Origin of the sequence: Brevibacillus borstelensis (assembly GCF_036700025.1) — a bacterium.
GTDB lineage: Bacteria > Bacillota > Bacilli > Brevibacillales > Brevibacillaceae > Brevibacillus > Brevibacillus borstelensis.
Genome location: NZ_CP144922.1, coordinates 3,077,975 through 3,102,173, shown reverse-complemented (window position 1 = coordinate 3,102,173; position 24,199 = coordinate 3,077,975). Strand labels below are relative to the sequence as shown.

General features: G+C 52.2%; 22 protein-coding genes and 2 pseudogenes. 20 read left to right on the top strand and 4 right to left on the bottom strand.

Annotated elements, in window-relative coordinates; genetic code table 11:
* The first annotated feature begins 268 nt into the window (after nt 1-268).
* The 14 genes from V5G20_RS14695 (at nt 269) to V5G20_RS14630 (ending at nt 14,150) form a co-directional block, all read left to right on the top strand.
* Entirely contained in the window at nt 269-1,192 is a 924-nt protein-coding gene (locus tag V5G20_RS14695) for a LysR family transcriptional regulator (RefSeq protein WP_003386840.1), read from the top strand.
* Between the two features lie 129 nt (nt 1,193-1,321).
* Nucleotides 1,322-2,350, top strand: coding sequence for an LLM class flavin-dependent oxidoreductase (locus V5G20_RS14690; RefSeq protein WP_338461098.1), 1,029 nt, complete (start codon nt 1,322-1,324; stop codon nt 2,348-2,350).
* Nucleotides 2,351-2,391: 41 nt separating this feature from the next.
* Nucleotides 2,392-3,213, top strand: a complete 822-nt coding sequence (locus tag V5G20_RS14685) for a transporter substrate-binding domain-containing protein (protein WP_338461096.1) — start codon at nt 2,392-2,394, stop codon at nt 3,211-3,213.
* A 33-nt stretch (nt 3,214-3,246) separates the two neighbouring features.
* The gene (locus V5G20_RS14680) at nt 3,247-3,948 is read left to right on the top strand and encodes an amino acid ABC transporter permease (RefSeq protein WP_338461093.1); all 702 of its coding nucleotides are present in this window, start codon (nt 3,247-3,249) and stop codon (nt 3,946-3,948) included.
* 27 nt (nt 3,949-3,975) lie between these two features.
* Nucleotides 3,976-4,686, top strand: coding sequence for an amino acid ABC transporter permease (locus V5G20_RS14675; protein WP_024984745.1), 711 nt, complete (start codon nt 3,976-3,978; stop codon nt 4,684-4,686).
* Nucleotides 4,683-5,435, top strand: a complete 753-nt coding sequence (locus V5G20_RS14670) for an amino acid ABC transporter ATP-binding protein (RefSeq protein ID WP_024984744.1) — start codon at nt 4,683-4,685, stop codon at nt 5,433-5,435. Before V5G20_RS14675 ends, V5G20_RS14670 begins: the two co-directional genes overlap by 4 nt.
* A 21-nt stretch (nt 5,436-5,456) precedes the next feature.
* On the top strand, nt 5,457-5,981 hold the full coding sequence (locus V5G20_RS14665; protein WP_338461089.1) for a GNAT family N-acetyltransferase: 525 nt from the start codon (nt 5,457-5,459) through the stop codon (nt 5,979-5,981).
* The gene (locus V5G20_RS14660; RefSeq protein ID WP_172920305.1) at nt 5,978-7,177 is read left to right on the top strand and encodes an amidohydrolase; all 1,200 of its coding nucleotides are present in this window, start codon (nt 5,978-5,980) and stop codon (nt 7,175-7,177) included. Before V5G20_RS14665 ends, V5G20_RS14660 begins: the two co-directional genes overlap by 4 nt.
* Before the next feature lie 26 nt (nt 7,178-7,203).
* Complete coding sequence (locus tag V5G20_RS14655; protein WP_338461087.1) at nt 7,204-8,577, top strand: LLM class flavin-dependent oxidoreductase; 1,374 nt, start codon at nt 7,204-7,206, stop codon at nt 8,575-8,577.
* A gap of 121 nt (nt 8,578-8,698) precedes the next feature.
* Nucleotides 8,699-9,175 (top strand): DinB family protein, encoded by a 477-nt coding sequence (locus V5G20_RS14650; RefSeq protein ID WP_172920304.1) that lies wholly within the window; start codon nt 8,699-8,701, stop codon nt 9,173-9,175.
* A gap of 251 nt (nt 9,176-9,426) precedes the next feature.
* Nucleotides 9,427-10,587, top strand: coding sequence for an iron-containing alcohol dehydrogenase (locus V5G20_RS14645; RefSeq protein WP_003386828.1), 1,161 nt, complete (start codon nt 9,427-9,429; stop codon nt 10,585-10,587).
* A gap of 37 nt (nt 10,588-10,624) precedes the next feature.
* Entirely contained in the window at nt 10,625-12,049 is a 1,425-nt protein-coding gene (locus tag V5G20_RS14640) for an APC family permease (protein WP_172920303.1), read from the top strand.
* Nucleotides 12,050-12,067: 18 nt separating this feature from the next.
* A complete protein-coding gene (locus V5G20_RS14635; protein WP_338461083.1) occupies nt 12,068-12,640 on the top strand; it encodes a hypothetical protein in 573 nt (190 codons plus the stop codon).
* Nucleotides 12,641-12,644: 4 nt separating this feature from the next.
* Complete coding sequence (locus V5G20_RS14630; protein WP_338461081.1) at nt 12,645-14,150, top strand: aldehyde dehydrogenase family protein; 1,506 nt, start codon at nt 12,645-12,647, stop codon at nt 14,148-14,150.
* A 94-nt stretch (nt 14,151-14,244) separates the two neighbouring features.
* On the opposite strand, the gene V5G20_RS14625 is transcribed toward V5G20_RS14630, so the two are convergent.
* The 3 genes from V5G20_RS14625 to mqnC form a co-directional block, all read right to left on the bottom strand.
* Nucleotides 14,245-15,327 (bottom strand): nitric oxide synthase oxygenase, encoded by a 1,083-nt coding sequence (locus V5G20_RS14625; protein WP_031933345.1) that lies wholly within the window; start codon nt 15,325-15,327, stop codon nt 14,245-14,247.
* A 212-nt stretch (nt 15,328-15,539) separates the two neighbouring features.
* Nucleotides 15,540-15,839 (bottom strand): hypothetical protein, encoded by a 300-nt coding sequence (locus V5G20_RS14620; protein WP_003386822.1) that lies wholly within the window; start codon nt 15,837-15,839, stop codon nt 15,540-15,542.
* 14 nt (nt 15,840-15,853) lie between these two features.
* Nucleotides 15,854-16,987, bottom strand: a complete 1,134-nt coding sequence (mqnC, locus tag V5G20_RS14615; RefSeq protein ID WP_003386821.1) for a cyclic dehypoxanthinyl futalosine synthase — start codon at nt 16,985-16,987, stop codon at nt 15,854-15,856.
* A gap of 282 nt (nt 16,988-17,269) precedes the next feature.
* Here mqnC and V5G20_RS14610 point away from each other — a divergent pair, with 282 nt between their 5' ends.
* From V5G20_RS14610 to V5G20_RS14585, 6 genes and pseudogenes are all read left to right on the top strand, one after another.
* Nucleotides 17,270-18,151 (top strand): YitT family protein, encoded by an 882-nt coding sequence (locus tag V5G20_RS14610; protein WP_024984734.1) that lies wholly within the window; start codon nt 17,270-17,272, stop codon nt 18,149-18,151.
* 90 nt (nt 18,152-18,241) lie between these two features.
* Complete coding sequence (locus V5G20_RS14605) at nt 18,242-18,892, top strand: GntR family transcriptional regulator (RefSeq protein ID WP_024984733.1); 651 nt, start codon at nt 18,242-18,244, stop codon at nt 18,890-18,892.
* A gap of 172 nt (nt 18,893-19,064) precedes the next feature.
* The gene (gene glyA, locus V5G20_RS14600) at nt 19,065-20,414 is read left to right on the top strand and encodes a serine hydroxymethyltransferase (RefSeq protein ID WP_003386818.1); all 1,350 of its coding nucleotides are present in this window, start codon (nt 19,065-19,067) and stop codon (nt 20,412-20,414) included.
* Between the two features lie 633 nt (nt 20,415-21,047).
* Nucleotides 21,048-22,313 (top strand): annotated as a pseudogene (ltrA, locus tag V5G20_RS14595) (group II intron reverse transcriptase/maturase).
* A gap of 189 nt (nt 22,314-22,502) precedes the next feature.
* On the top strand, nt 22,503-23,363 hold the full coding sequence (locus V5G20_RS14590; protein WP_031933043.1) for a DNA/RNA non-specific endonuclease: 861 nt from the start codon (nt 22,503-22,505) through the stop codon (nt 23,361-23,363).
* Nucleotides 23,364-23,461: 98 nt separating this feature from the next.
* Nucleotides 23,462-23,617: pseudogene (locus tag V5G20_RS14585) on the top strand (hypothetical protein); the annotation flags it as partial.
* Nucleotides 23,618-23,953: 336 nt separating this feature from the next.
* Here V5G20_RS14585 and V5G20_RS14580 read toward each other — a convergent pair.
* The gene (locus tag V5G20_RS14580) at nt 23,954-24,196 is read right to left on the bottom strand and encodes a hypothetical protein (RefSeq protein WP_338461072.1); all 243 of its coding nucleotides are present in this window, start codon (nt 24,194-24,196) and stop codon (nt 23,954-23,956) included.
* Between the last annotated feature and the right edge of the window lie 3 nt (nt 24,197-24,199).

The window sequence follows — 24,199 nt, the reverse complement described above, 5'->3', positions numbered from 1 at the left end:
ATGAGTGTAAAGCTTTGCCTCTTTTTTGTCAATGGATGAACAAGCTGCTTGCTGGGGGAAAAAAGAGGACAAAACGGCACTCCAGAAGCATTGACAAAAGCTGAGAAAGTACGTAAAATAATCCAAACTATTCCGATAAGAGAACTACATGTCGACTAGACCACTAGAGACAGGAATACCTTTCAGGGGGATTCTGTCTCTTTTTTTTAGTGGGGCCCGCGAGAAGGCAAAGAACAGCAGTCAGCCTGGAATACGAGGAGAGAGACAGATGAATATCGAAAATCTGGAAGCTTTTGTTTACGTCGTCCACTTTAACAGCTTTAACAAAGCAGCAGATGCCTTGTTCTTGTCGCAGCCATCCATCACGGCCCGGATTCAATCGCTTGAGCGTGAACTGGACACCAAGCTGTTTCACCGGGAAGGCAGGAAATTCACCCTGACGGAAAAAGGGAGGCAGTTTCTTCCGTATGCGCAGCAGATACTGCAATCGTATAAAAAAGGAAAACAACAGCTTCAGACAACTGGCGCGGGAATAAAGGAAATACGCCTCGGCTGCACAGCATCGGTATCCCATTACTTGATCCCGGAAATCTTGCCGGTCTTGAGAAAAAAATACCCCGAGCTTCAGATCAAGCTGGTGACAGGACCATCCGAAGCGATTTTGCAAAAGGTGACGGAAAACGAAATCGACCTGGGACTGGTGCGAAACATCACACATCCGCGGATTGATTCGGTCATGTTTTATGAAGACCCGATTCGTCTCTTTGTGTATCCAGGCCATCCGTTATGGGAGCAGGATAATGTCACGATAGAAGAAGCAGGGAATTACTCTTTGGTCTTTTTTGAATGCGGCTCGCTTGACTGGATCAAGCTTCACCGACTGTTTGAGTCCTTGTCCCGACTACCGTCCATCGATCTGTACATAGACAATGTAGAGGCCGCGAAAAAATGCATATGCAAAGGACTGGGGATCGGTTTTTTGCCCGAATCATGCGCGAGAAGGGAAGTACGGGAAAAGCAGCTTTGCCCGATTGCGATACCAGCTCTTACCTCGTTAACCTTGCGAACGAATGTGATCGCACGCAAAGGGGAGGGCGGCGAAATCTGGAACACATTTTTGTCTCTGAGGAAAGAAATCGACTGGAAAAGCAGCTTCCATGAATCACGATTGAACTTCTCTATTCATGAATAGAAAAAGCTGATTACCCAGCCGATTGACTGTGCGAGGAGGCGGTGGTACATTTTTTTACAACAAATCCCGATTAAACAAATCGGAATAATAAAAGTTATCGTTCAGCTTGCCTGCGAGGAGGGAGCGACCATGAGCATTCGGTTAAGTATTTTGGATCAAAGCCAGATTGGCAAGGGGGAGTCGGCGGAAGAAGCGTTTCTTCATACAATCACCTTGGCCCAAACAGCAGAGGAGCTCGGCTATCATCGCTTTTGGGTGTCGGAGCACCACAACTCTGACGACGTCGTCGGCTCTTCACCCGAAGTGCTGCTGGCGTATTTGGCTGCCAAGACAAAGCGTATCCGGCTCGGCTCAGGAGGAGTGATGCTTCAGCATTACAGTCCCTATAAAGTCGCTGAAAATTTCAACGTGCTGGCGGCTTTGGCTCCGGGGCGAATCGATTTGGGCATTGGGCGTGCGCCGGGAGGACTCCCTTTATCCACAAGGGCCTTGCAGCGAGAGGGCGGGACACCGAAACTGCTGGAAGAAAAGCTCAAGGAACTGGATGCCTATCTTTACAACCGGATTGAAGAGACGCATCCGCTGTTTGGCTTGCGTGCGACGCCGATCCCGCAAACCCCGGCTCCCATCTATTTGCTCGGAACAAGCACCTCCAGTGCCGAATTGGCCGCACAAGCTGGCTTGCCTTACGTCTTTGCCCAGTTTATCAACGGGGATGAGGCTGTGATACGCGCTGCCTTTATCCGTTACCGAGAACGGTTTTCCGCAAAATCTCCTGCCGAGGCTGCCAAAAGAGAAGCCATTCTGGCGCTGTCGGTGATCGTAGCGGCGACTGATCGGGAAGCCAGGGAATGGGCTTCGGAATACAAGAATGTCAAGATCCATCTCGAAGGCGGGAGAACGTTGACTGTGAACAGCATAGAGGCAGCCGAAGCTTTCGGCGTACAATCCGGGGAAAAGTACAGGATCGAGGTAAAGGAGGCAAATATCATTGCCGGTTCACAAAATACCGTTCGCAATAAGCTGCTGGAGCTTCAGCGCGTCTATCAGGTCGACGAACTGATCATCACCGTGCCGCTTAAGGATTTCCACAGGCGCCTCGACTCGTATGTGCAAGTAAAGGAAGCATTCGCGGACGAGTCGATACCAAGCCGGTAGGGGACTCCGCCTTTGTCCACAAATCAAATGGAGGGAATGTTATGAAAAAAACAGCGTTGTTATCTTTGTTGATCGGCACCTTCCTGGTTGCATCCGGTTGCTCTCCCGGCCCGGTAACCCAAGGGGCAGGGGGAAGTCTGGCGAGCGCGGCTTCCGGCGTCAAAACGGTTGCGGTGGGTACGGGCACTTCATTTCCGAACATCTGCTTTATTGATGAAAATGGCAAGCTGACCGGCTATGATGTCGAGCTGATCAGAGAGATCGACAGGCGGCTTCCAGACTACGAATTTGAATTGAAAACCTTTGAGTTCAAAAACCTCCTGCTCAGCCTGGAGACAAGCAAGATCGATCTGATCGCCCATCAGATGGAAGTAAATGAAGAAAGAAAGGCCAAGTTCTTGTTCAACGATGAGGCTTACAATATTTTTCCCAACAAGGTTGTCGTTCGCCAGGACAACAACGAGGTACGCTCCATCGAGGATTTGAAGGGGAAAAAGCTGATCGTGACTGCGACGAGCAATGCCGCGGTGCTCGCTGAGAAGTGGAACAAAGAGCATGGCAATCCGATCAACATCGTCTACACCGGCACGGGCGAGGATGCCAATGCCCAGATCAAATCGGGGCGGGTCGACGCAACCATCAGCACCCAGTTTGCCATCGATTTTCTCAATAAATCGGTGGATGCGCAGTTGAAAACGGTCGGGGAGCCGCTTTCGAATTCGAAAGTCTATTACATTTTGCGAAAAGACGCGACGGAGCTGAAGCAGCGAATCGATGAAGCCTTGCGGGAAATCAAGGCAGACGGAACGCTGGCGAAATTAAGCACAGAATGGCTGGGCGGTGACTACACCGTTGAGCAGTAATGGAGTCTTTTCGTCGCGAGGGAGGCAAACGCCATGGGCAAAGCATTTGACCCGGCATTAATCTTTGAGTTTCTCCCCAAGCTGCTGGCGTATTTGCCGGTGACGCTGTTCATCCTCGTCGCAGCACTTTTCTTTGGCTTATGGCTGGCTCTTTTGATCGCGCTGCCCCGGTTGTACAACGTGCCGGTACTCAGCCAGCTCGCAGCGATTTACGTTTCCTTTATCCGGGGAACGCCGGTATTGATCCAGTTGTTTCTCGTCTTTTACGGGCTCCCGGCGTTTTTGCAACTGTTTCATCTGGACGTTTCGCGGGCAAACCCTTTGTTTTTCGTCATTGCGACGTATTCCTTGAGCAGTGCTGCCTTTTTCTCGGAGACGATCCGCGCTGCAGTCAACAGTGTGGACCGTGGACAAATAGAAGCGGCGTACGCTGCAGGCTTGACGGGTAGGCAGGCGTTCGTACGAATCGTTTTGCCGCAAGCGGGGATGATCGCTTTTCCCAACTTTGCCAATTCCGTCATCGGGTTTCTCAAGGACACATCGCTTGCTTTCAGCATCGGCGTGATGGATATGATGGGGCGGGGGCAGACACTGATCTCGGCAACGGCGCATGCGCTCGAAGTGTATATCGGGCTGGCGATCATTTATTATCTCGTCGTAATCGTACTGGAAAAAGGCTTTGCCGGCGCAGAGCGGAGGCTGCAGAGGCATGAGAGAAAGTGGGCAAGCGCCTGACATCATTTTGCGGAAAGGGCGTATCAGATGACAATTGACATTCCGTTTATCATTACGTGCTTCTTCGAAATTGTAACGGCTCTGCCGCTCACGCTCGTCATCACGGTCATTCCGCTGATCATCGGGTTCGGGATTGGCGTGGTCACGGCACTGATGCGTATCTACAAGGTGCGGTTTCTCCACCGGATCGCCGATTTTTACGTTTCCTTTCTGCGAGGAACGCCTGTTGTGCTGCATGTGCTGATCATTTACTTTGCCCTGCCGCTTTTGATCGCCAAGCTTTCCGATCAATTCGGATGGGGTATTGACACCGCTTCGATTCCGATTCTGGTTTTTGTGCTGACGGCCTTTTCGTTGACGGCAGGTGCCTACATGTCGGAGATTATCCGCTCCGGTATTTTGTCGGTCAACCAAGGCCAGGTCGAAGCGGCTTACGCCGTCGGGATGAGCACCCGCCAAGCGCTGTGGAGGATTGTTTTGCCGCAAGCGATCGGGATCATTTTGCCGAATTTGTGCAATCTGTTCATCGGATTTTTGCACACTTCCACATTCGCTTTCACCGTCTCGCAGATGGAACTGCTCGGAAAGGCGAATGTCGTCGCCTCCGTCAATCTGAAGTTCCTGGAGGCTTTCATCGCGGCCGCGTTGATCTACTGGGGGATGACCATTATCGCTGAGAGGATCACCGCTTTTCTGGAAAAGCGTGTTACAGCGTACAACCGGGGAGGTATCGCATGATTCAACTGCAAAATATCCGCAAGTCATACGGAAGCCATGAGGTGCTGAAAGGCATCGACCTGACGGTAAACAAAGGGGATGTTGTAGTCATCCTCGGGCCAAGCGGTTCGGGAAAAACAACACTGTTGCGCTGCGTCAATTTTTTGGAGCGGCCGTCAGACGGTCAGGTGACGATCAGCGGCTTCACCGTCGATTGCAAGCAGCCGGGCAAACAGAACGTTTTGAAGCTCCGCAGAAAAACGGCGATGGTGTTTCAGCATTACAACCTGTTCAAGCACAAGACTGCTTTGGAAAATGTGATGGAAGGCCTCGTCGTCGCACAAAAGCTACCGAAAGAAGAAGCAAAGCAAAAAAGCCTCGACGTCCTGGAAAAAGTGGGGTTGTCTGACAAGATTCATCACTATCCCAGCCAGCTCTCCGGCGGACAGCAGCAGCGTGTCGGGATCGCTCGTGCACTGGCTTTGAGTCCGGAGGTGATCTTGTTTGACGAGCCGACGTCCGCTCTGGACCCGGAGCTGGTGGGCGAGGTTCTGGCGGTTATCAAAAAGATCGCGCGGGAAGGCGTGACGATGATCGTAGTCACCCATGAGATGGGATTTGCCAGAGAAGTGGCCAACCATATCGTGTTCATGGACGGCGGGGTGATCGTTGAGGAAGGCCCACCGGATGAGATTTTTTCAAATCCGAAAGAAGAGCGGACCAAACAGTTCGTGAGGCGGATTACCCCGGAGTGGAGCTACGTGATCTGAATCGTTTGGGAGGTGTTTTGCATGAGCGACCAGTTTCGTCTGGCGACAGTAAAGGACGCGGAGAAGCTTTTGGAGCTGATCAAAAGAGCGTATCAAACCATCCGGGAGCTGGAAATCGAGTTTACCGCTGTCCACGCAGATATGGAGATGATCCTCGAAAACCTGTCCGAGCATACATGCTTTGTTCTGGAGAGGGAGGGCAGGCTGCTCGCGACAATCTCTTTGCGTTCCTTGGTAGAGGTGACGGAATATCCCTTTTTGTACTGGTTTGCGGTAGACCCTGACTGCAAAAACCAGGGCATCGGCTCAAGGCTGCTCAGGTATGTGGAAGAAACGGTTGTCCGCGATACGCTGCATGCCCCTTGCGCAACGCTGGCGACATCCAGAAAGCACCCATGGCTGTTGTCGATGTACGAAAGAAACGGATATACCCCGTTTTATGAGCGGGATTTGGGTCATGATGACAAGCTTGTGTTTTTGCAAAAACGGCTCATTCACAGCCCGACTGCCGCAAGCGAAACGCACAATGAGGAGGTGTCCATTTGACGATTACAGCCGAAGATCTGCTCAGAGAAGCAGCGGAATACCATAGCAAGCTCGTCGAGATCAGGCGAGAGCTCCACAGCTATCCGGAGCTGTCCTGGGAGGAGCACCGGACGACGAGGAAAATTCGCGACACGCTCACAGAGGCCGGGATCAGCATATTGCCGCTGGCGATTCCGGTAGGCGTATTGGCAGAGATTACAGGAGCTGCGCCGGGACCCACCGTAGCGCTTCGGGCAGATATTGATGCCTTGCCGATTCAGGAGGAGAGCGGGCTGCCCTACGCTTCTTTGGTCAAGGGAAGGATGCACGCGTGCGGCCACGACTTCCACACCTCTGTGATTTTGGGAGCTGCTCTTTTACTGCAAAAACACGCGGCCAAGCTGCCTGGACGCGTTCGCTTGCTGTTTCAGCCGGCAGAGGAAAAGGGCACAGGGGCCAAAGCAATGATCGAAGCAGGAGCATTGGAAGGCGTGAGCGCCATTTTCGGGATGCACAATAAACCGGACTTGCCGGTCGGGACCATTGGACTTCTAAGCGGACCGCTGATGGCGAGTGTGGACGGCTTCAACATCACGGTTTCCGGAAAAGCGGGCCATGCCGCGGTGCCGGATGCGGCCATTGACCCGATCGTGGCCGCAAGCGCGATCGTCGGGGGATTGCAAACGGCTGTAAGCCGGAGCATCAGCCCTTTTGAAAGCGCGGTTGTCAGCGTCTGCCAATTTCACGCCGGCACGTCGTGGAATGTCATACCCGATACAGCAGCTTTGGACGGTACTGTTCGCACGTTTCATCCGCAGGTGCGGCAGAAAATACCGGAGCTGCTTGAGCGGATCGCGACCGGAATTGCAGCAGGCTTCGGAGCCCGGGCCGAACTGGAATGGTTCGCGGGTACACCGTCAGTAGACAATCACCCGGCGGCGACAGAAGTGTTTCACAGTGCAGCGGAGGCACTGCGCCTGAACGTCGTGGAGGCAAAGCCTTCGGCAGGCGGTGAAGATTTTGCCCATTATCAACAAGTCGTGCCAGGCAGCTTCGCTTGGATTGGGACCAGCGGGAGCGAAGAGTGGCATCATCCGAAATTTACTGTAAATGAAGACGCCTTGTCGCCGGGTGCCGCTCTGTTTGCACTGGCTGCCATCCATGCGCTGGAGCGGTGGGAGACGGACAACGAGCTGCAATTGGAACGGTACGCTTGACTGATCGAAAGGGGAGGAAATAGACAATGACGCAAAAAAGACAGTTGAAGCTAGGCACGATGCTGCATGGACCGGGCGGGCACGTAGCTGCATGGAGACATCCGGATGCCGTCGCGGATGCCAGCGTAAACCTTGCCTTTTACAAAAGACTGGTGAGAAAAGCGGAGGAAGGAAAGTTCGATCTTGTCTTCGTGGCGGATGGGCTATACATTACGGAAAAATCCCACCCCAATTTTTTAAACCGGTTCGAGCCGATCACCCTGCTCGCAGCATTGGCTGGTTTCAGCACTCATATCGGGCTGGTCGGGACACTCTCGACGTCTTACAGCGAACCCTTTACCGTGGCAAGACAGTTCGCCTCCATCGACCTGATCAGCAACGGTCGCGCAGGGTGGAACGCGGTCACCTCTCCATTGGAAGGCTCCGCTCTGAACTACAGCAAGCCTGCACATCCGTCGCATGAGCTGCGTTACCGCATTGCCCATGAGTTTCTCCAGGTAACCAAAGGACTGTGGGATTCGTGGGAAGATGACGCTTTTGTCCGCGACAAACAAACGGGTGTCTTTTTCCATCCGGAAAAGATGCATCGGCTGAATCACAAAGGAGAATTTTTCTCTGTCCAGGGACCGCTCAATATCGGCAGGTCCAGGCAGGGACAGCCGGTCATCTTTCAAGCGGGCTCCTCCGAAGCAGGCAAAGAGCTGGCAGCAAAAGAAGCCGATGCCGTTTTTACCAATCACGACAACATCGAGGCAGCCAAGCGCTTCTACCAGGACGTAAAGGCAAGAGCCGCCCGCTATGGCAGGGCTCCTGAAGAGATTCTCATTTTTCCGGGGATTGCCCCGATTATCGGGCACACACAGGAGGAAGCCGAGCGCAAGTACGAGCAGATTGCGGGACTGGTGCATATTGACGATGCGCTCAATTATCTGGGCAGATTCTTTGACCACTTTGATTTTTCCCAGTTTCCGCTCGACGAACCGCTTCCCGATCTGGGCGAATTGGGCAGCGAAGGCTTCAAAAGCACGACGGATTGGATCAAGCGGATAGCCAGGGAGGAAAAGCTGACGCTACGCCAGTTGGCCCTTCGCGTGACCACCCCCCGAAAAGGCTTCATCGGTACGCCCGAGCAGGTAGAAAATGAGATTCAGGAGTGGTTCGAGGCAGGAGCGGCGGACGGCTTCATGATCGGCAGCGCGGTCGTGCCGGTCGGTCTTGATGACTTTGTGGAGCTCGTCGTGCCGATCCTGCAGCAGCGCGGCTTGTTCCGCACAGAGTACGAGCATGATACATTGCGGGGAAATCTGGGGATTCCCGTACCTCCTAACCGCTATCGTTCGGGACAAAGCACTGCTTCTGAAAAAAGCAGAGCACCAGAGCTGGAGGCGAGCAAACAGTAGTTATAAACCGATCAAACCCGTATTGGGCGAACGGCTTCTCACCGAATTCAGACGGACAAGGAGCGAAAAGACAAGTCACGTATGTAACGGTTATCCATGCCTTTCATAAGGAGGGAGCAATGTGAGCCTCACAAAAATCGATATACGTCATTACCTCGCAATATACGAGCAACTGAAGCAAGCGATTGAAGGGTTGACCGAAGACGGGCTGAGATGGAAGGAGTCGCCTGAAAAATGGAGCATTACCGAAGTGCTGTCCCACCTGGCCGACCATAACCTCGTCGTATCCTTTCGAATCAGGGAAATTCTCTCCGGATCAACAGCGCGGCTGCCCGGCTTTTCGCAAGATGCGTGGGTAAGCAATACGAAGGCGAATGAAGGATCAGTTGCGGAGATTCTGCGTGTATACCAAGCGTTGCTTTCCTATAATAGTGAGCTGTTTGGCAGACTTTCTGAGGATGATTGGCAGAAGAGCGGGGGTCAGGTAAACGGGAAGACTGTAAGACTGGCCGATGTTGTTCAGGCATTTATTGCCCATGTGCAATTGCATCTGGCGCAGATTGATCGGATCAAGCAAGCCTTGGCAGAGGACAAATGAACGGTAGAGAACACAAACGAAATGGAGCGATAATACAGGATGATGACAGGAGCCGGGGCAGGAAAGCTTCCCGGTTCTTTTTTCTTGCGGAGCCCTGTATCGTTTAGAACAGAATGAGCCAACTTACAAAATGTATGAAATGTTCGTCCCACTTTTATTTACTATATAACATGCGCGGGAATGGTCGCTGAAGTATGATAGTCTTCTAGAAAGTGATAATTTTTGAATATTCAAAAGGGTGTGATAATAGGATGATCTGGGATTTTCAATTCAATTTGCCGACACGTATCGAATTTGGGAATGGGAAAATCAAGGAATTGGGAAGATGCATTCGAGAATTGGGAGGCACGAAGGCGTTAGTCGTTACCGATCAAGGGATTGTCAAATCCGGTATTTTGAAAACGGTTACAGAAATGTTGGAAGCAAATGCGGTTGCATACGCCGTTTTTGATCAGGTCAAGCCGAATCCGCGCGATGTGGATTGCATGGAAGCCTATCGAATCGCCCGGGAGGCTGGCGTGGACGTCCTGATCGGACTGGGCGGAGGCAGTTCCATGGACACAGCCAAAGCGGTCGGGACACTGCTTACACACGGGGGACAGATCAGCGATTGGTACGGGCTGAATGTGCTTCAAGAGCCGATCACTCCACTGCTCTGCATCCCTACAACCGCCGGTACCGGCAGTGAAGTTACATTCTTCTCGGTCATTACGGACACGGAAACAAAGCTGAAAATGAATATTTTGGACACGCGGCTGGCACCCAGGATTGCACTGTTGGACCCAGAGCTTACAGTCACACTTCCTTCGCATGTGACGGCATCGACGGGTATGGATGCCTTGACGCATGCGATTGAAGCCTATACGTGCAACATTTCCGAGCCGATCACGGATGCGCTGGCCCTGTATGCGATCGATCAGATCGTCCGGTATCTCCCGATCGCAGTGGCTGACGGAACCAATCTGGAGGCGCGCAAACAAATGCTGGCAGCAAGCTTGATCGCCGGGATCGCTTTCGGCAACTCCGATGTCGGCGGCGTCCACTGCATGGCGGAGGCTCTCGGCGGCTTGTATGACACGCCACATGGAGTGGCCAACTCGATGCTCCTGCCGTTCGTATTTGAATACAACATCCCTGCAGATCCCGAGAAGCATGCCGTCGTGGCTGAACGCCTCGGAGCGGTGAGGGGAGATCGATCGGCAGAGGAGACGGCGCGAGAGGGTGTCCGGCTGTTGAAGAAGCTTGCTGAGACCGTGCACATTCCGAAAATGAAGGACCTGGGAAATGTGAATCCGGACGACTTTTTGTATCTGGCAGAAGCGGCGACGCAGAATGTGTCGGCTCCGAGCAACCCGCGTCCAGCGACGAAGGAAGATTACTTGCGCCTTTTCCGTATGGCTTACGAGGGATAGTATTTGCACAAAAATCGGATGAGAAGGATGATTGCCTATGAGTGAATTAAAATTGAATCGCACGCTCGGCTTCTGGGCCGCTTATTCCGCTTCGGTAGGACTTGTCGTTTCCGGGACTGCGATGGTGGCGCTCGGAAATGGCTACGGCGTGAGCGGCCCTGCGTACAGCATAGTCGCCTTTGGAGCGCTGATCGTGATTTTATGCGTAGCATTGTCCTACTCGGAAATGGCGGCAATGATCCCCGGAGCGGGAATGGTCGGGGAGTACACGCTCCCCGCACTGGGCAAGCTCCCCGCCTTGTTTGCTGTACTGGCAGGATATATCGTGCTTGTCGGCACCGATGGAGGAACAAACATGATCGTGGGCGGACAATCTCTGGAGGCGCTGACGGGGATACCTTGGTATGTGTGCGTCTCTGTGATATTGATCTTTCTCGTTCTGGTCAATCTGATGGGGGTCGCCGTGTTCGGGAAAGTACAGTCCGTACTGGCCATCGGCATGATGACGCTTCTAGGCGTACTGGGGCTGTGGGGACTTACTGGCATCGGCACGATGGAGCCCTTGGCCGCGCAGCCGCCCTTCTCGCCGTTGAGTTGGCAGGAGCAGGCAGGGACGCTGGGACTTGCCATCTGGCTTTTCATCGGGATGGAATTTGTTGCGCCGCTGGCTGAAGAGGTAAAAAATCCAGGAAGAACGATTCCGATCGCCATGCTGTTCGGATGCTTCACCATCTGGCTGGTCGACCTGTTCTTTGGTCTTGGCGTCACCAAGTACATCGCGCTGGATGTGCTCGCACAATCCACGATTCCGCATGTAGCCGGTGCCGAGGCCATGCTGGGCAAGCCCGGTCTTGTCATTATGAGTATCGTCTCGATCCTGGCAGCCGTGACCACCTGTGACACCTATCTCGTGGCGGTACCCCGCATGCTGTACGGCTTGTCCAAGGAAGGCTTGCTGCCCAAGGTATTCGCCTGGCTTCATCCGAAAACACGCACGCCCTGGTACGGCATCTTTTTCGTCGTCGGTCTGATTCTGATTGTCCTTGTTTATGCGTTCGTCAATAATGCCAACATTGATTTTGTCACGATGATGATTGCTGTGGCATGCGGCACCTGGCTGATGTCGTACATGATCACACAGATTGACGTCATCGTCTTGCGGATCAAGTATCCTGATGCTGTACGGCCTTTTAAAACGCCGCTTTACCCGATTCCGCAGATCGTCGGCATCATCGCCTGCATGTACATGATCTACACGCAGTATCAGGACCCGCGCGTCCTCACGATTTCACTTTACGTCATCGCTGCGATCATCTTGTTTGGGATCATCTACCTGAAGGCAACGGGTCAAAAACTGTTTGAACCGGTTCCACTGGAAAAGGTATACGACGGGATTCGCAAAAGAAGCGAGCTGGATACAGCGATTGGCGGCCATGAAAGTGACGCAAAACTTTCATCGTAAAAGGAGCTGAACACCTGGATGGGGCTGTTTACAGTCATCGACCACCGCGCATTCAAAACCCTACACCTGATTGCTGGCGAGTTTCAATCTTACGCGCCGATCGGAACTGTCAGCAACGGCCGCATACAACTGGATGGTTCCAGAATCGGAGTGGAGGAGCTGAGCGCTTCCTACAAGATCATCAACAAGTGGATGGGGAGAGTCTATATTTACACATGGATGTGGACACTGCACGACAAGGGACCTGAAGAAGATTTGGTTATAAAATGCGAATTTTCTGGTAAAATGAAAACGGGCAGGCAAGTCCGCTTTTTCTCGAAATCACATGCCCCTCTCGTTGAATGGCTCAATCAGGACAAGCGCATCAAGGAGCTCTGCAATTCGATCGACTATGAGCTGCTCGAGCTTCGTTACAGTAGCCGGGAACAGCGCTGGAGGGTCGAGATGCGTCCCAATTACGGCGACTTCATTTGGGTTCTGCTCCCGCCTGTCAAATATGCCCGCAAGCCAAAACCTCAAGAAATTCAAGATACGATGAGCTTGATCAAACGTCTGGCAAAGCTGATCAAAAAGGAAGAAAGAGGTGTGTAAACAGATGGCTGCAAATTCGTTTTTGACTGATCCGCGAACCGTTCAGAAGATGTACATCGACGGACAATGGGTATTGGGTTCAGACAATCAGACGAGAGAAGTCATCAACCCGGCCAACGGGGAGGTGATCGGTCTCGTCACCGAAGGGACAAGAGACGATGCGAGAAAGGCGGTACAGGCAGCGCGGCGGGCCTTTGACAAGGACGGGTGGCAAGAGAGCAAGGCGCGTGACAGGGCGGCGCTTCTGCATAAGATCGCCGATCTGCTGGAACAGCGCGTGGAAGAGTTCGCCTCACTGGATACGCTGAATAATGGCAAGCCGCTCCGCGAGTCCCGCTATGACGTGAGCGACGCGGTCAATCAATTCCGCTACTACGCCGGACTTTGCACGAAGCCTCACGGGATCACCTACGATGTTCCGGACGAGATGCAGTCGATGGTCGTCCGCGAGCCGATCGGTGTTGTCGGGCAGATTATTCCATGGAACTACCCGCTGGTCATGGCAACGCAAAAAATCGCACCCGCGATTGCCGCCGGCTGCGCCATCGTGATCAAGCCTGCGGAACAAACGCCGCTTTCCTTGATCCGGCTGTTCGAAATCATCGATCAAGTCGGTTTTCCGCCGGGGGTGATCAATCTCGTGCTCGGAGCAGGGGAAACGGTCGGTGCGGAGCTGGCGGAAAATCCGCTCGTGGACAAGGTTGCATTTACTGGCGGAACGGATACGGGCATCAAAATCATGAAGGCGGCAGCGGATACGATCAAAAAAGTGGGGCTGGAGCTAGGCGGGAAATCCCCCAATATCGTGTTTGCAGACACAGATTTTGAAACGGCTGTAGACTATGCGCTCTACGCGATCTTTGCCAATCAGGGCGAGGTATGCTCCGCGGGCTCGCGACTGCTGCTGGAGGCAAGCATCTACGACCGCTTTGTCGAGGAATTGGTTGCCCGGGCCAAGACGATCAAAGTGGGGCCGGGAACGGACGAAGAGACGGAGATGGGGCCACTCATCACCGAAGAGCATATGAATCGCGTTCTCTCCTATATCGAGACGGGAATAAAGGAAGGGGCCACTCTGCTTTGCGGGGGCCGTCGACTGATGGAAAACGGGTTGGACCGGGGATTCTTTGTCGAACCGACGATCTTCACCAATACGACTCCTGACATGAGGATCGTGCAAGAGGAGATTTTCGGCCCCGTATTGGTCATCCAGACCTTTACTGCCGAGGAAGAGGCGATCGAGCTGGCAAACGGCACTCGGTACGGACTGGCCGGGGCAGTGTTCACCTCGGATGTTGCCAAAGCGCACCGGGTCATTCGCAAGCTGCGGGCCGGGATTACCTGGATCAACACGTACCATCCCACCTACAACGAAGCGCCGTGGGGCGGATACAAACAGAGCGGGATCGGGCGCGAGCTGGGTACGTACGGCTTTGAAGAGTATTTGGAGATCAAGCAAATCAATGTCAATTTGCAAGTAGAACCGAGCGGGTGGTTCCAGAAAAGATAAGCAGCAATACGAGCAAATCGGCCCTGGCGACAAGGCCGATTTTTTTTCTAAGCTAGTACGGCTTTTCCTTTAATACGAATTGTCTTCTAGTAAGCTAGTACGGCTTCTCCTGATAGAAGAAGTTTGGCGTATGCCACGTATTGTCGTACAGCTTGTGAAAAATGTGAGTCGTTGCTGGAGAAACAGGGGGAATAAGCCATGTCCAATCTCCCGTAACCGCACGTCCGGACGACTGCTCCTGCTGTTCAAACAGCTTGAACTGTTGGGCAGCTGTATGATGGTCCACGATGCTCACGCCTGCTTCTTTATAGGAATGATGGACGGCTACGTTCAACTCAAGCAGCGCCTTGTCTTTCCAAAAGGACGTGTTGGTCGAAGTGTCCAACTTCATGTAAGCAGCCACTGTCGGGAGGAGATTGAACCGATCCTCGTCCGCAAAATTGCGCGCCCCGATCTCGGTCTCCATATACCAGCCGTTGAAAGGGGCAGCGGAGTAGTGAATGCCGCCCACCTCGAGGCGCATCTCCGAGATGATCGGCACCGCATACCATTGCAGGGCCAGCTCCTCAAACCACGAATACTCGGGATGCTTGATCGGAACCTCCAAAATGAGCTGTTTTGGAATCTCGAACCATGCGGGAGTCCGATCCCCGATCTGGATCACGAGCGGCAGGATTTCATAAGGCTGCCGCTTTGCTTCCCAGCCTAATTCCAGACAAGCCTTTGTAAACGGAACGGAATGAGGGTCTCCGATCACGCCTTCAGCCGTCTCAAAGCCCGCATACCGGATGAGCTGGTGGTTCCATATTCGTATTTGCTGCTGCTTGTTGCTTGCGGGGCGGAATACAGTGATCGCAGGCCTGATTTTTCCGTTGTTGGTGGCATACTCGATATGGCGGTAGAGGGCATCGCGGATTTCTTCTTCCGTAGACGCGCTTCTGGCATCGAAGAGGTGGATCGTATTCCAAAACAATCTGCCGATGCAGCGATTGCTGTTCCGCCATGCCGCTTTTACACCGTAGTGAAGCTCTTCATATGTATGTTCATAAGAGCCGGTTTCTTGAATTTCTCTCGCAATCTCCTGTATACGTGCTTCCCTTTCTGTATCGGGTTTACCCAAGAACGAGTAGCATTCCTGGATAAACGTCCGGGCTTCTTCTGCTAATTGATGCGCGATGGTTCTCACCCCTTGTGCTTGAAAAAACAGGTTCGTGTACCGTCCAAGCGTTTTCAATCAAGCTTTAGGATAGCACGGGAATAAGCCGACCACAAATGAAGAGAGCATGAACGTTGTCCGAACTTTTTTTGACACTTTCGGTGATAAAGAAAGCAGACTCTCAGCCTGATATCAAGCGAAGAGTCTGCTTTTCACTTTATAGACTTGCCTTCTTACAAACGAAAACGGGTGACTTGCTCCCACTGGTTTTCCTTTTCCAGTATTTCCTTTTGCTTCGGTCCCATAAGGTCGAAGTGGGGGAAAGGGGGACGGTCGTGGATATAAACAGGGTTCAGGCCGTTGGCTACACACCAATCTGTCAACCGCTGCCTGTCCGAACAACCGACCTTGGTCACCGTCCTGATGCCAGGAAAACGGGGATCATGCCAATAATGCGTGATAAAGGCAATCTCGCCCCGGGAAACCGACTGTTTCCACTCGTTCAATTCTTCCCTGGAAATCCCAAATGCCATGCAGCGTCTTCCTTTTAATTTTGCATTACAAAATCGCGGTCCACTTTTTCGTTCTCGTGGAAAACACGCAGTATTTCGTAGCGTGTGTTGCGCTGCGCCGGAATATTCCCGGTCTCGCGGATCAGGCGAAGGATCAGATCGATATTTACCTTATGCGTCGTACCTGCGGCGGACACGACGTTTTCCTCGATCATTGTGCTGCCAAAATCGTTGACGCCGTAGGACAGGGCCAGCTTGCCGATTTCTGGTCCCATCGTGACCCAGGAGGCTTGAAGGTTGTCGATATTATCCAGCATGATCCGGTTGATTGCGACCATTTTCAAGTACTCTTCCGGTTTGGATTTTTCCCGCTGGAGATTGGTGTTCTCCGGCTGGAACGGCCAGACGATGAATGCGGTAAAGCCTTTCGAAGAATATCCGTTGGCTTTGCATTCGTCCTGGGCATCACGTACGCGCAGCATATGTAACGCGCGCTCTTCCATCGATTCGCCGAAGCCGTAGACCATCGTCGCGGTCGTATTCATGCCGATCTTGTGGGCGGCTTTCATGACATCCATCCAGTCTGTCCAGGAGCCTTTGAGCCGGCTGATTTTCTTGCGCGTGCGGTCATCGAGGATCTCGCCGCCGCCGCCCGGCAGGGAATCGAGTCCTGCTTCATGGAGCTGGCGAAGCACTTCTTCCAGAGACAGGCCGGAAAGCTGTTTCATTTTTTGAATTTCCGCTGGCGAGAAGGAGTGCATGATGATTTGCGGGAAGCGTTGTTTGATTTTGCGCAGCAGGTCCAAATAATATTGGAACGGAAGATCAGGGTTGACGCCACCCTGCATCAAAATTTCATCTCCGCCCACGTCTACGGTCTCCTGAATTTTTTGCAGGATCGTCTCATCCGAAAGCACGTAGCCTTCTTTGGAGCCCGGAGGCCGGTAAAAGGCGCAAAAACGGCAGTATACGTCACAAACGTTGGTGTAGTTGATGTTTCGTCCAATGTTGAACGTAACGATCGGGTCAGGATGCCGCCGTTTCTTCAGTTCGTTGGCGACATGTCCCATTTTTTCGATTTCGTCTGATTCCAAAAGTGTGATACATTCCTCAAGCCCAATGCGATCGCCACGCAGCGCTTTGTCCAGAACGCGGTCCACTGTCTGCATTTCGCAGGCCTCCTTTAATTCCTTTCAGATTTGAATCCTTCCGAATTTCTTAAATCGACTTATCCTACCATACAACTTGAAATTCGTCATCCCGTATTTGATGGCCGGATGTCAAGGTGCTGCAGTCACTTCCTCAAACTCCATTATAACGCCTCCGCCTTTTAATCGAGACTGAAAAATTGTAGATATGGAGACAACGGGAAAAGAAATGGAGCCAAGACGCTTTCATCGTCACTTGGAAATAAGTCTCTTGGGCATACTGGATGGAAGAGGAGGGTGAAGATGGAAGCTGCCAAACCGAAAGTCATTCACAAACGCAGGCGCGCAAAGGATTTACTGATACGCGCTTTTTTCATCTGCTTGGGCGCAATTCTCGTTTCCGTAGCCTTGGAAATTTTTTTAGTGCCAAATAACATCATTGATGGCGGAATTACGGGCATTTCGATTATGCTTTCTCACCTGACCGGCATCAAGCTCGGGATTTTCCTGTTTCTGCTCAATCTTCCCTTCTTGTTTATCGGGTACAAACAGATCGGGAAGACCTTTGCCATCTCCACCTTGATCGGCGTACTGGTCATGTCGGTTGGGACGGCCTTTCTCATACCGGTCCCTGTACTGACCCACGATCTGCTGCTGTCTGCTGTATTTGGCGGGATTATCCTGGGAATCGGGATCGGGATGGTCATACGTGCAGGCGGCTCCCTGGATGGGACCGAAATCGTTGCCATTTTGATTACGAAGCAGTCTCCGTTTTCTGTCGGAGAGATCGTCATGGTCTTCAACATCTTTATCCTGGGGAGCGCCGGCTTTATCTTCGGGTGGGATAAAGCGATGTATTCGCTGATCGCCTACTACATTGCCTTCAAAATGATTGACATTACCATTGAAGGCCTGGATCAATCCCGGTCCGTCTGGATTATCAGCGAGGAGTACACTGAGATCGGAGATGCATTGACAGCGCGGTTAGGGCGGGGAGTTACCTACCTGGAAGGCGAGGGCGGGTATTCGGGCGAGTACAAGAAGGTCATTTTTTGCGTCATCACCAGGCTGGAGGAAGCAAAACTCAAGTCCATCGTGGAAGAAATCGATTCCTCCGCGTTTCTCGCGATCGGAAACATTCACGATGTCAGGGGAGGGCGGTTCAAGAAAAAGAACATCCACTGATACCGCACACAGTCCGACATGCTGACACCGGTTCCAAATGACTGGATACATCTGGTTGACACCAATCCTCGGCTCCGATATATTGGTTTCATGAAAACGATAAAACCATTGGACCGACCCGTGCTGCGAGATCAAATTTACGAACATCTGAAAAAAGCCATCATTACATTGGAGCTGGAGCCTGGGCAGCGAATCAAGGACAGCGATTTGGCGGCGACATTTGGCGTGAGCCGGACACCTGTGCGTGAAGCCTTGAAAAGGCTGGAAGACGAGGGACTCGTCGAATCGTCGCCAGGATCGCTGACCCGAATCACTCCGATCGATATGAAGGAGGCGAAGCACGCTTTTACAGTCGTGGCTACCTTGCACGCTCTGGCTGCACGCCTGGCGGTGCCTTTGTTGACAGACAACGAGTTTGCTGCGATGGAAAGGGAAAACCGCAAGCTCCAGCAGGCTCTCGATGTACAGGATATGACCCGAGCGGTTGAGGCGGATGACGCTTTTCATCAAATCGTCCTGGACGCTTCCGGAAACCGGGAAATCGAACTGGCGCTGGAGCGGATCATTCCCAAAATCAGACGGCTGGAATTTGCCAAGTTTGGTTCTCTGGAAGGTCTGACCTCGGTAGAACAGCACGCCGCGATCATCCAAGCGTGTAAATCGCGAGAAGTGAGTGCAGCCGCCCATTTAATGGAGGAAAATTGGCTGAGCTTAGGAAGAATACTTACGCGTGAATCGTAAGGGCTCCCGACAGATGACGGTCGGGAGCTTTTTTCTTTTTATTTTCAGTTATTTCTGAAAAAACATTGAACATAAAACCGATATCCGATATATTGGTTTTATACATGGAGAGAAGCCTATACTGTGAAAATCAAAACGATCGTTTCTCGATCAGGGAAAAGAGGGATTGTGGATGGCTGCCAACCAGACTCCTGCACAAGCTTTTGAAGTCCATGACGCAAGCGTGCTGAAATGGGCCCGCGATGTATTGGATCGCTGTTCTTCACCGCGGGTGATGCAGACGGAAGTGATACAAGCGGTGGAAAGAAATGCTGTCTGGAGAGGGGAGGAATGTCTGAATTTGCTTGCGCCCGAAGCGCCGACCAGCCCGACTGTCCGCAGGCTCTTGGCATCAGAGGTGGGTACCCGTGCAGCGGAAGGACATATCGGCCCGACGGAACGTTGGTTCGCTGGCACGAAGTACATCGACGAGATCGAGGCCCTGTGCGTGGAGCTCTTGAAAGAGGTCTTCCAGTGCAAGTATGCGGACCATCGGCTCGTAGCCAGCATGCTCGGAAACATGACGGTATACGCGGCTCTGACGAAGCCCGGCGATCCTGTCATGACGATTGCACAGCCGTTCGGCGGGCACTCAAGCAATCGGATCGATGGTCCGGCAGGTATTCGCGGTCTGCACATTCACGATGTTCCGATGGACCCGGTTGAGCTGGAAGTCGATTTGGAGGCGTTTGCCCAGGCAGCCAGACAAGTACAGCCGCGCCTCGTTGCATTAGGTGCCTCGATGACGCTGTTCCCGTTTCCGATCCGGGAAATGGCGGACATCGTCTCGGAATGGGGCGGCAAAATCTTTTTTGATGGCGCTCATCAGCTCGGCTTGATCGCCGGAGGGCAATTCCAGAACCCGCTGAAAGAAGGCGCGTGCGTCCTGACAGGCTCTGCCGGAAAAACCTTTAGCGGACCGCAAAGCGGCATTATCGTCTGGGATGATCCCGAGCTCACAAAGCCAATCACAGATGCTGTCTTTCCGGCACTGGCTGCCACGCATCAGGTCAATCGCGTCGCGGCACTGGCTGCCGCAGCAGCCGAGTTTTTGGCTTTTGGCAAGGAATACATGGCTCAAATCGTGAGCAACGCGCAGGCACTGGGAAAAGCATTGAGCGAGCGGGGCATCACGGTCCTCGGAGCACATAAAGGATTCACGCGAACCCATCAGATCATCCTTGATGTCCGCGCTTTTGGCGGCGGTCTTGAGGTCGCGCAGGAATTGGCCAAAGCCAATATCATCACCAACAAAAATTTGATTCCCTGCGACAAATCGACGGATTGGGATCATCCAAGCGGCTTGCGGATCGGGACGACCGAGGTGACCCGATTGGGCATGAAGGAGGCGGAAATGGAGTCGATCGCCGAACTGATTGTGACTGTACTGGAAAAAAGAGAGCCGCTCGAGGTTACGCGCAAGCGGGTTGTCGAGATGCGTTCCGCCTATCAGAAGATCCACTACTGCTTTGATGGACAGTAGACAGCGCTAAGGAAAATGCAGTCTGGACCGAATGGAAAATAGGAAGCCTTCTGGCTGTTGCCGGAAGGCTTCTTTTTGGTGCGCCCAGCATGGGCGATAGCTATAGGGTGAAAGTCCCGAACGGGGGTTGGCTGTACCAACCGTTAGCTCAAGGCAAGGGTGTCGACCGCGAGGTCGAATCTGAAGGAAGCCGGCGGCAAAATCCCGACCTGAGGTACACGAACCCAATTTGAGGCTGTTGTATCCGGGCGAGTCTGCCAAACAAGACAAAGCCCCATACAGCCAAGGGATACAGTAGTAAACTTGGGCAGGTACATGGGATGAAAGTTATCGTTCTTACCTGGGGAGGTCTGCATGAAACGCCTTCAACTGTTGGTAACCGTCTCCGTAAGGAGACGCTGAACATGCAGAAGTCAGCAGAGGCCATAGTACCCGAGTAGAGGACGCTTGAATGGGGAAGGGCCGAACATCAAGTCAGCATGCGATCCATGTCTTTTGATACGGTACGTCGAAGCAGAATTCTGTCAAGGAACTACTTTTGAAGAGCAGGGGTGAAGCCCCGAGGGTACAAAAGAGGGCTGAGTATCGTACAGCAAGCACGGAGTCCGCATGTGCGAAGGAAGGAACATCATTATGGATTTGCTGGAAAAAGTCTTATCACGGGAAAACTTACGGATGGCACTCCAACGAGTGGAGGAAAACAAAGGTGTCGGTGGAGTCGATGGTGTTTCAACCGAACAACTACGCGATTATCTACGTGAACACTAGCAAGCCATCCGCGAGAAGATGGAAAGGGGAACCTATAGACCTTCACCTGTTCGCAGAGTCGAAATCCCGAAACCTGACGGTGGTGTAAGGTTATTAGGCATTCCCACCGTGGTAGACCGCTTTATTCAGCAGGCCATCCTCCAAGTGTTAACGCCGATCTTCGACCCCACCTTCTCGGAATCTAGCTATGGGTTCCGTCCAAAACGTAGCGCTCACATGGCAGTAAGGAAAGCGCAAGCGTATATCTCCGAAGGATATCGTTTCGTGGTGGACATCGATCTAGAGAAATTCTTTGATCGCGTAAATCATGATATTCTAATGAGCCGTGTGGCTCGAAAAGTTCAGGACAAGAGAATTTTAAGACTGATTCGTTCCTACTTGAATGCGGGGATCATGATAAATGGCGTCTGTACAACATCAAGTGAAGGAACACCGCAAGGTGGGCCGTTAAGCCCACTTTTGGCAAATATCCTACTTGATGATTTGGACAAGGAACTCGAAAAGAGAGGCCACCGTTTCTGCCGCTACGCAGACGATTGTAATATCTACGTGAAAACAAAACGGGCAGGGGAACGAGTAAAGAAGAGTATTCAAAACCACTTGGAGAAGGTACTAAGGCTAAAAGTAAATGAGGAGAAAAGCGCGATAGACCGACCATGGAAACGAAAATTCTTGGGCTTTAGTTTTACCTTTGCAAAACAGACAAGGATTCGCATCCACCCCAAATCCCTCCTCAAGCTAAAAGAGAAAATCCGCACGATCACGAATCCGGTGTGGAGCATCTCGATGGAGAAGCGGATTGAAAGAATAAATCAGTACCTCATGGGCTGGATTGGATATTTCGCCCTTGCAGACGCGAAGGGCATTCTACAATCCATTGAGGAATGGACAAGGCGCAGGCTCCGTCTTTGTTTGTGGATGCAGTGGAAACGCGTGAGAACCAGATATCGAGAACTTCGTTCTCTTGGCATATCTCACGTAAAAGCCATTGAAATTGCAAATACCCGCAAGGGTGCATGGCGTACCACAAAGTCTCCGCATATACACAAAGCCCTCGGCATTGCCTACTGGCAACAACAAGGGCTGAAAAGCTTAGTGCAACGATATTCTCAAATTCGTCAAGCTTGGTGAACCGCCGTATACCGAACGGTACGTACGGTGGTGTGAGAGGACGGGGGTTAGTCGCCCCCTCCTACTCGATTTTTGCTATATGCGAGCAGGTTCCACAAACCGACAAAAATCACAAGGAAACGAAGGTATAATCAGAACAAGGCCGCCTGCGGTTTACCATTCTCGTGATCAGAAGGAGGAGAGGACGAAATGAGTACCGGCTACGATCCTTTTTTTCTGGGAGAAAAACACGAGGTTCCCTTGCCGTTGTTAATCGGCAAAACGGCACAGGATGCACTGCATAATGGAAAAGTGTACGATTTTACGCATTTTTCGATTGTTATGAATCAGAGACGCAAATGCGCCATTTATTCAGCAGCCTGTGTGGATGAAAGCAGGATGGTGCAGATTCCGAGGGATAACAAGTCTTGGCACTTTGATCCGCGGATCGGCGAGGAGAATCAGGCGGGCCACGAATATTACGCCCAAAATGATTTTGACAAAGGGCATCTGACCCGAAGAAAAGACGTGTGCTGGGGGGATCGGCGCGAGGCGGAAAAAGCCAATTACGATTCATTTTGCTATGCCAATATCGCCCTGCAGTACCACCACTTCAATACCGGAATATGGAATTGCCTGGAGGATTGGGTGCTGGACGGTTTGGAAAACGAAAAGAAAATGCTTGTCTTCACAGGACCGATTTGCAAGGAAGAAGATGAAGAGTACTGCGGCGTCCACGGCGAGCCGGGATGTCAGATCAAAATTCCTTTCGGTTTTTGGAAGTGCGTATTTTTTACCGTCAGGCAAAAGCTGACGAGCCTGTCATTTGTCATCAGGCAAAGGCCGGATCGTTTGCATGATTCCTGTGAGTACGAGCGCTTGGAGACGTACCAGGTACCGCTCGCTGTCATTACAAAAGAGACGGAGCTGTTGTTCATGCACAGCTTGTACGAGGCAAATCCGCTCTATTTTTGGAAGCGACTCTCTCCCGCGGCGGGGCCCATCAATATTCCGGAGCAGCACCGGATTCAACAGCCGTCAGACATTGTCTTTGGCCGAGAACCGGAATGAAAAAAGCCAGGTTCCGCTGTCGCTGGCGACAAGTAGCTGGTTTAACGTGGGTTTGAGTAATATCCCTGCATGAATACATTATTTTTTGGAGGAACAACATGGAAGTTTTTCAGGATTTTTTAGCCCGCATAGACAACCCGCAACATCGGGCCCGAACAGAAGCGGTTTTGGCTTGGGTAGCTGCAACATTTCCAAATTTAACGCCAGCAATGAAGTGGAATCAGCCTATGTTTACCGATCACGGCACATTTATTAATATCTTGGATAAGGCAGGCTGTTCAACCTTTTGGCGGGAATAGGATAAACAGGGTAATCTAATGTCGCTCAACTAACGGAGAACAAAAGTAAAATAGCCCAACATAATAAAACAGATCACGTAATGGCATCTATGTTCCATCAAGTGATCTGTTTTTGCACGTATGCGGCAGTATCTGTTGTCGGGCTCCCAAATGCCGCTACGATACCATCTGCTTTTCAGATGGCGGGAGCTTTGCTGGTACTACGTCCTCCTTGTATTAGGTTCAGCCGGAGAAACAAGCTTGACGGAAAGCGTTATCCAGTTTGGGGCGGGAGAGGGTGGGTGTGTACTATCACTTCTCCGCAACTCTCTTTCTGACTTCCTCGAAAAACCGGCGCCATGCTTCCGGAAGCTCTGCCTGTTCACGTTTGTGTCCGGAACGGTCGACAGGAACCTCTGCCCGCTCCTGCTCTTGACCAGACTGAAGCATGCCATTTTGGTCCTTGCCGACTGAAGGCGATCCGCCCGTATTCGCAGAAAGCGAAATACCCGGCTCGATCTCAGTCGAGAGCTGTTTTCCAGATGCATTGTCCATGGG

Bases quoted from the DNA above. Each gene is read 5' to 3' on its own strand.
- V5G20_RS14695 (WP_003386840.1), top strand. From the start codon at position 269: ATGAATATCGAAAATCTGGAAGCTTTTGTTTACGTCGTCCACTTTAAC.
- V5G20_RS14690 (WP_338461098.1), top strand. From the start codon at position 1,322: ATGAGCATTCGGTTAAGTATTTTGGATCAAAGCCAGATTGGCAAGGGG.
- V5G20_RS14685 (WP_338461096.1), top strand. From the start codon at position 2,392: ATGAAAAAAACAGCGTTGTTATCTTTGTTGATCGGCACCTTCCTGGTT.
- V5G20_RS14680 (WP_338461093.1), top strand. From the start codon at position 3,247: ATGGGCAAAGCATTTGACCCGGCATTAATCTTTGAGTTTCTCCCCAAG.
- V5G20_RS14675 (WP_024984745.1), top strand. From the start codon at position 3,976: ATGACAATTGACATTCCGTTTATCATTACGTGCTTCTTCGAAATTGTA.
- V5G20_RS14670 (WP_024984744.1), top strand. From the start codon at position 4,683: ATGATTCAACTGCAAAATATCCGCAAGTCATACGGAAGCCATGAGGTG.
- V5G20_RS14665 (WP_338461089.1), top strand. From the start codon at position 5,457: ATGAGCGACCAGTTTCGTCTGGCGACAGTAAAGGACGCGGAGAAGCTT.
- V5G20_RS14655 (WP_338461087.1), top strand. From the start codon at position 7,204: ATGACGCAAAAAAGACAGTTGAAGCTAGGCACGATGCTGCATGGACCG.
- V5G20_RS14645 (WP_003386828.1), top strand. From the start codon at position 9,427: ATGATCTGGGATTTTCAATTCAATTTGCCGACACGTATCGAATTTGGG.
- V5G20_RS14640 (WP_172920303.1), top strand. From the start codon at position 10,625: ATGAGTGAATTAAAATTGAATCGCACGCTCGGCTTCTGGGCCGCTTAT.
- V5G20_RS14635 (WP_338461083.1), top strand. From the start codon at position 12,068: ATGGGGCTGTTTACAGTCATCGACCACCGCGCATTCAAAACCCTACAC.
- V5G20_RS14630 (WP_338461081.1), top strand. From the start codon at position 12,645: ATGGCTGCAAATTCGTTTTTGACTGATCCGCGAACCGTTCAGAAGATG.
- V5G20_RS14620 (WP_003386822.1), bottom strand. From the start codon at position 15,839: ATGGCATTTGGGATTTCCAGGGAAGAATTGAACGAGTGGAAACAGTCG.
- mqnC (WP_003386821.1), bottom strand. From the start codon at position 16,987: ATGCAGACAGTGGACCGCGTTCTGGACAAAGCGCTGCGTGGCGATCGC.
- V5G20_RS14610 (WP_024984734.1), top strand. From the start codon at position 17,270: ATGGAAGCTGCCAAACCGAAAGTCATTCACAAACGCAGGCGCGCAAAG.
- V5G20_RS14605 (WP_024984733.1), top strand. From the start codon at position 18,242: ATGAAAACGATAAAACCATTGGACCGACCCGTGCTGCGAGATCAAATT.
- glyA (WP_003386818.1), top strand. From the start codon at position 19,065: ATGGCTGCCAACCAGACTCCTGCACAAGCTTTTGAAGTCCATGACGCA.
- V5G20_RS14590 (WP_031933043.1), top strand. From the start codon at position 22,503: ATGAGTACCGGCTACGATCCTTTTTTTCTGGGAGAAAAACACGAGGTT.
- V5G20_RS14580 (WP_338461072.1), bottom strand. From the start codon at position 24,196: ATGGACAATGCATCTGGAAAACAGCTCTCGACTGAGATCGAGCCGGGT.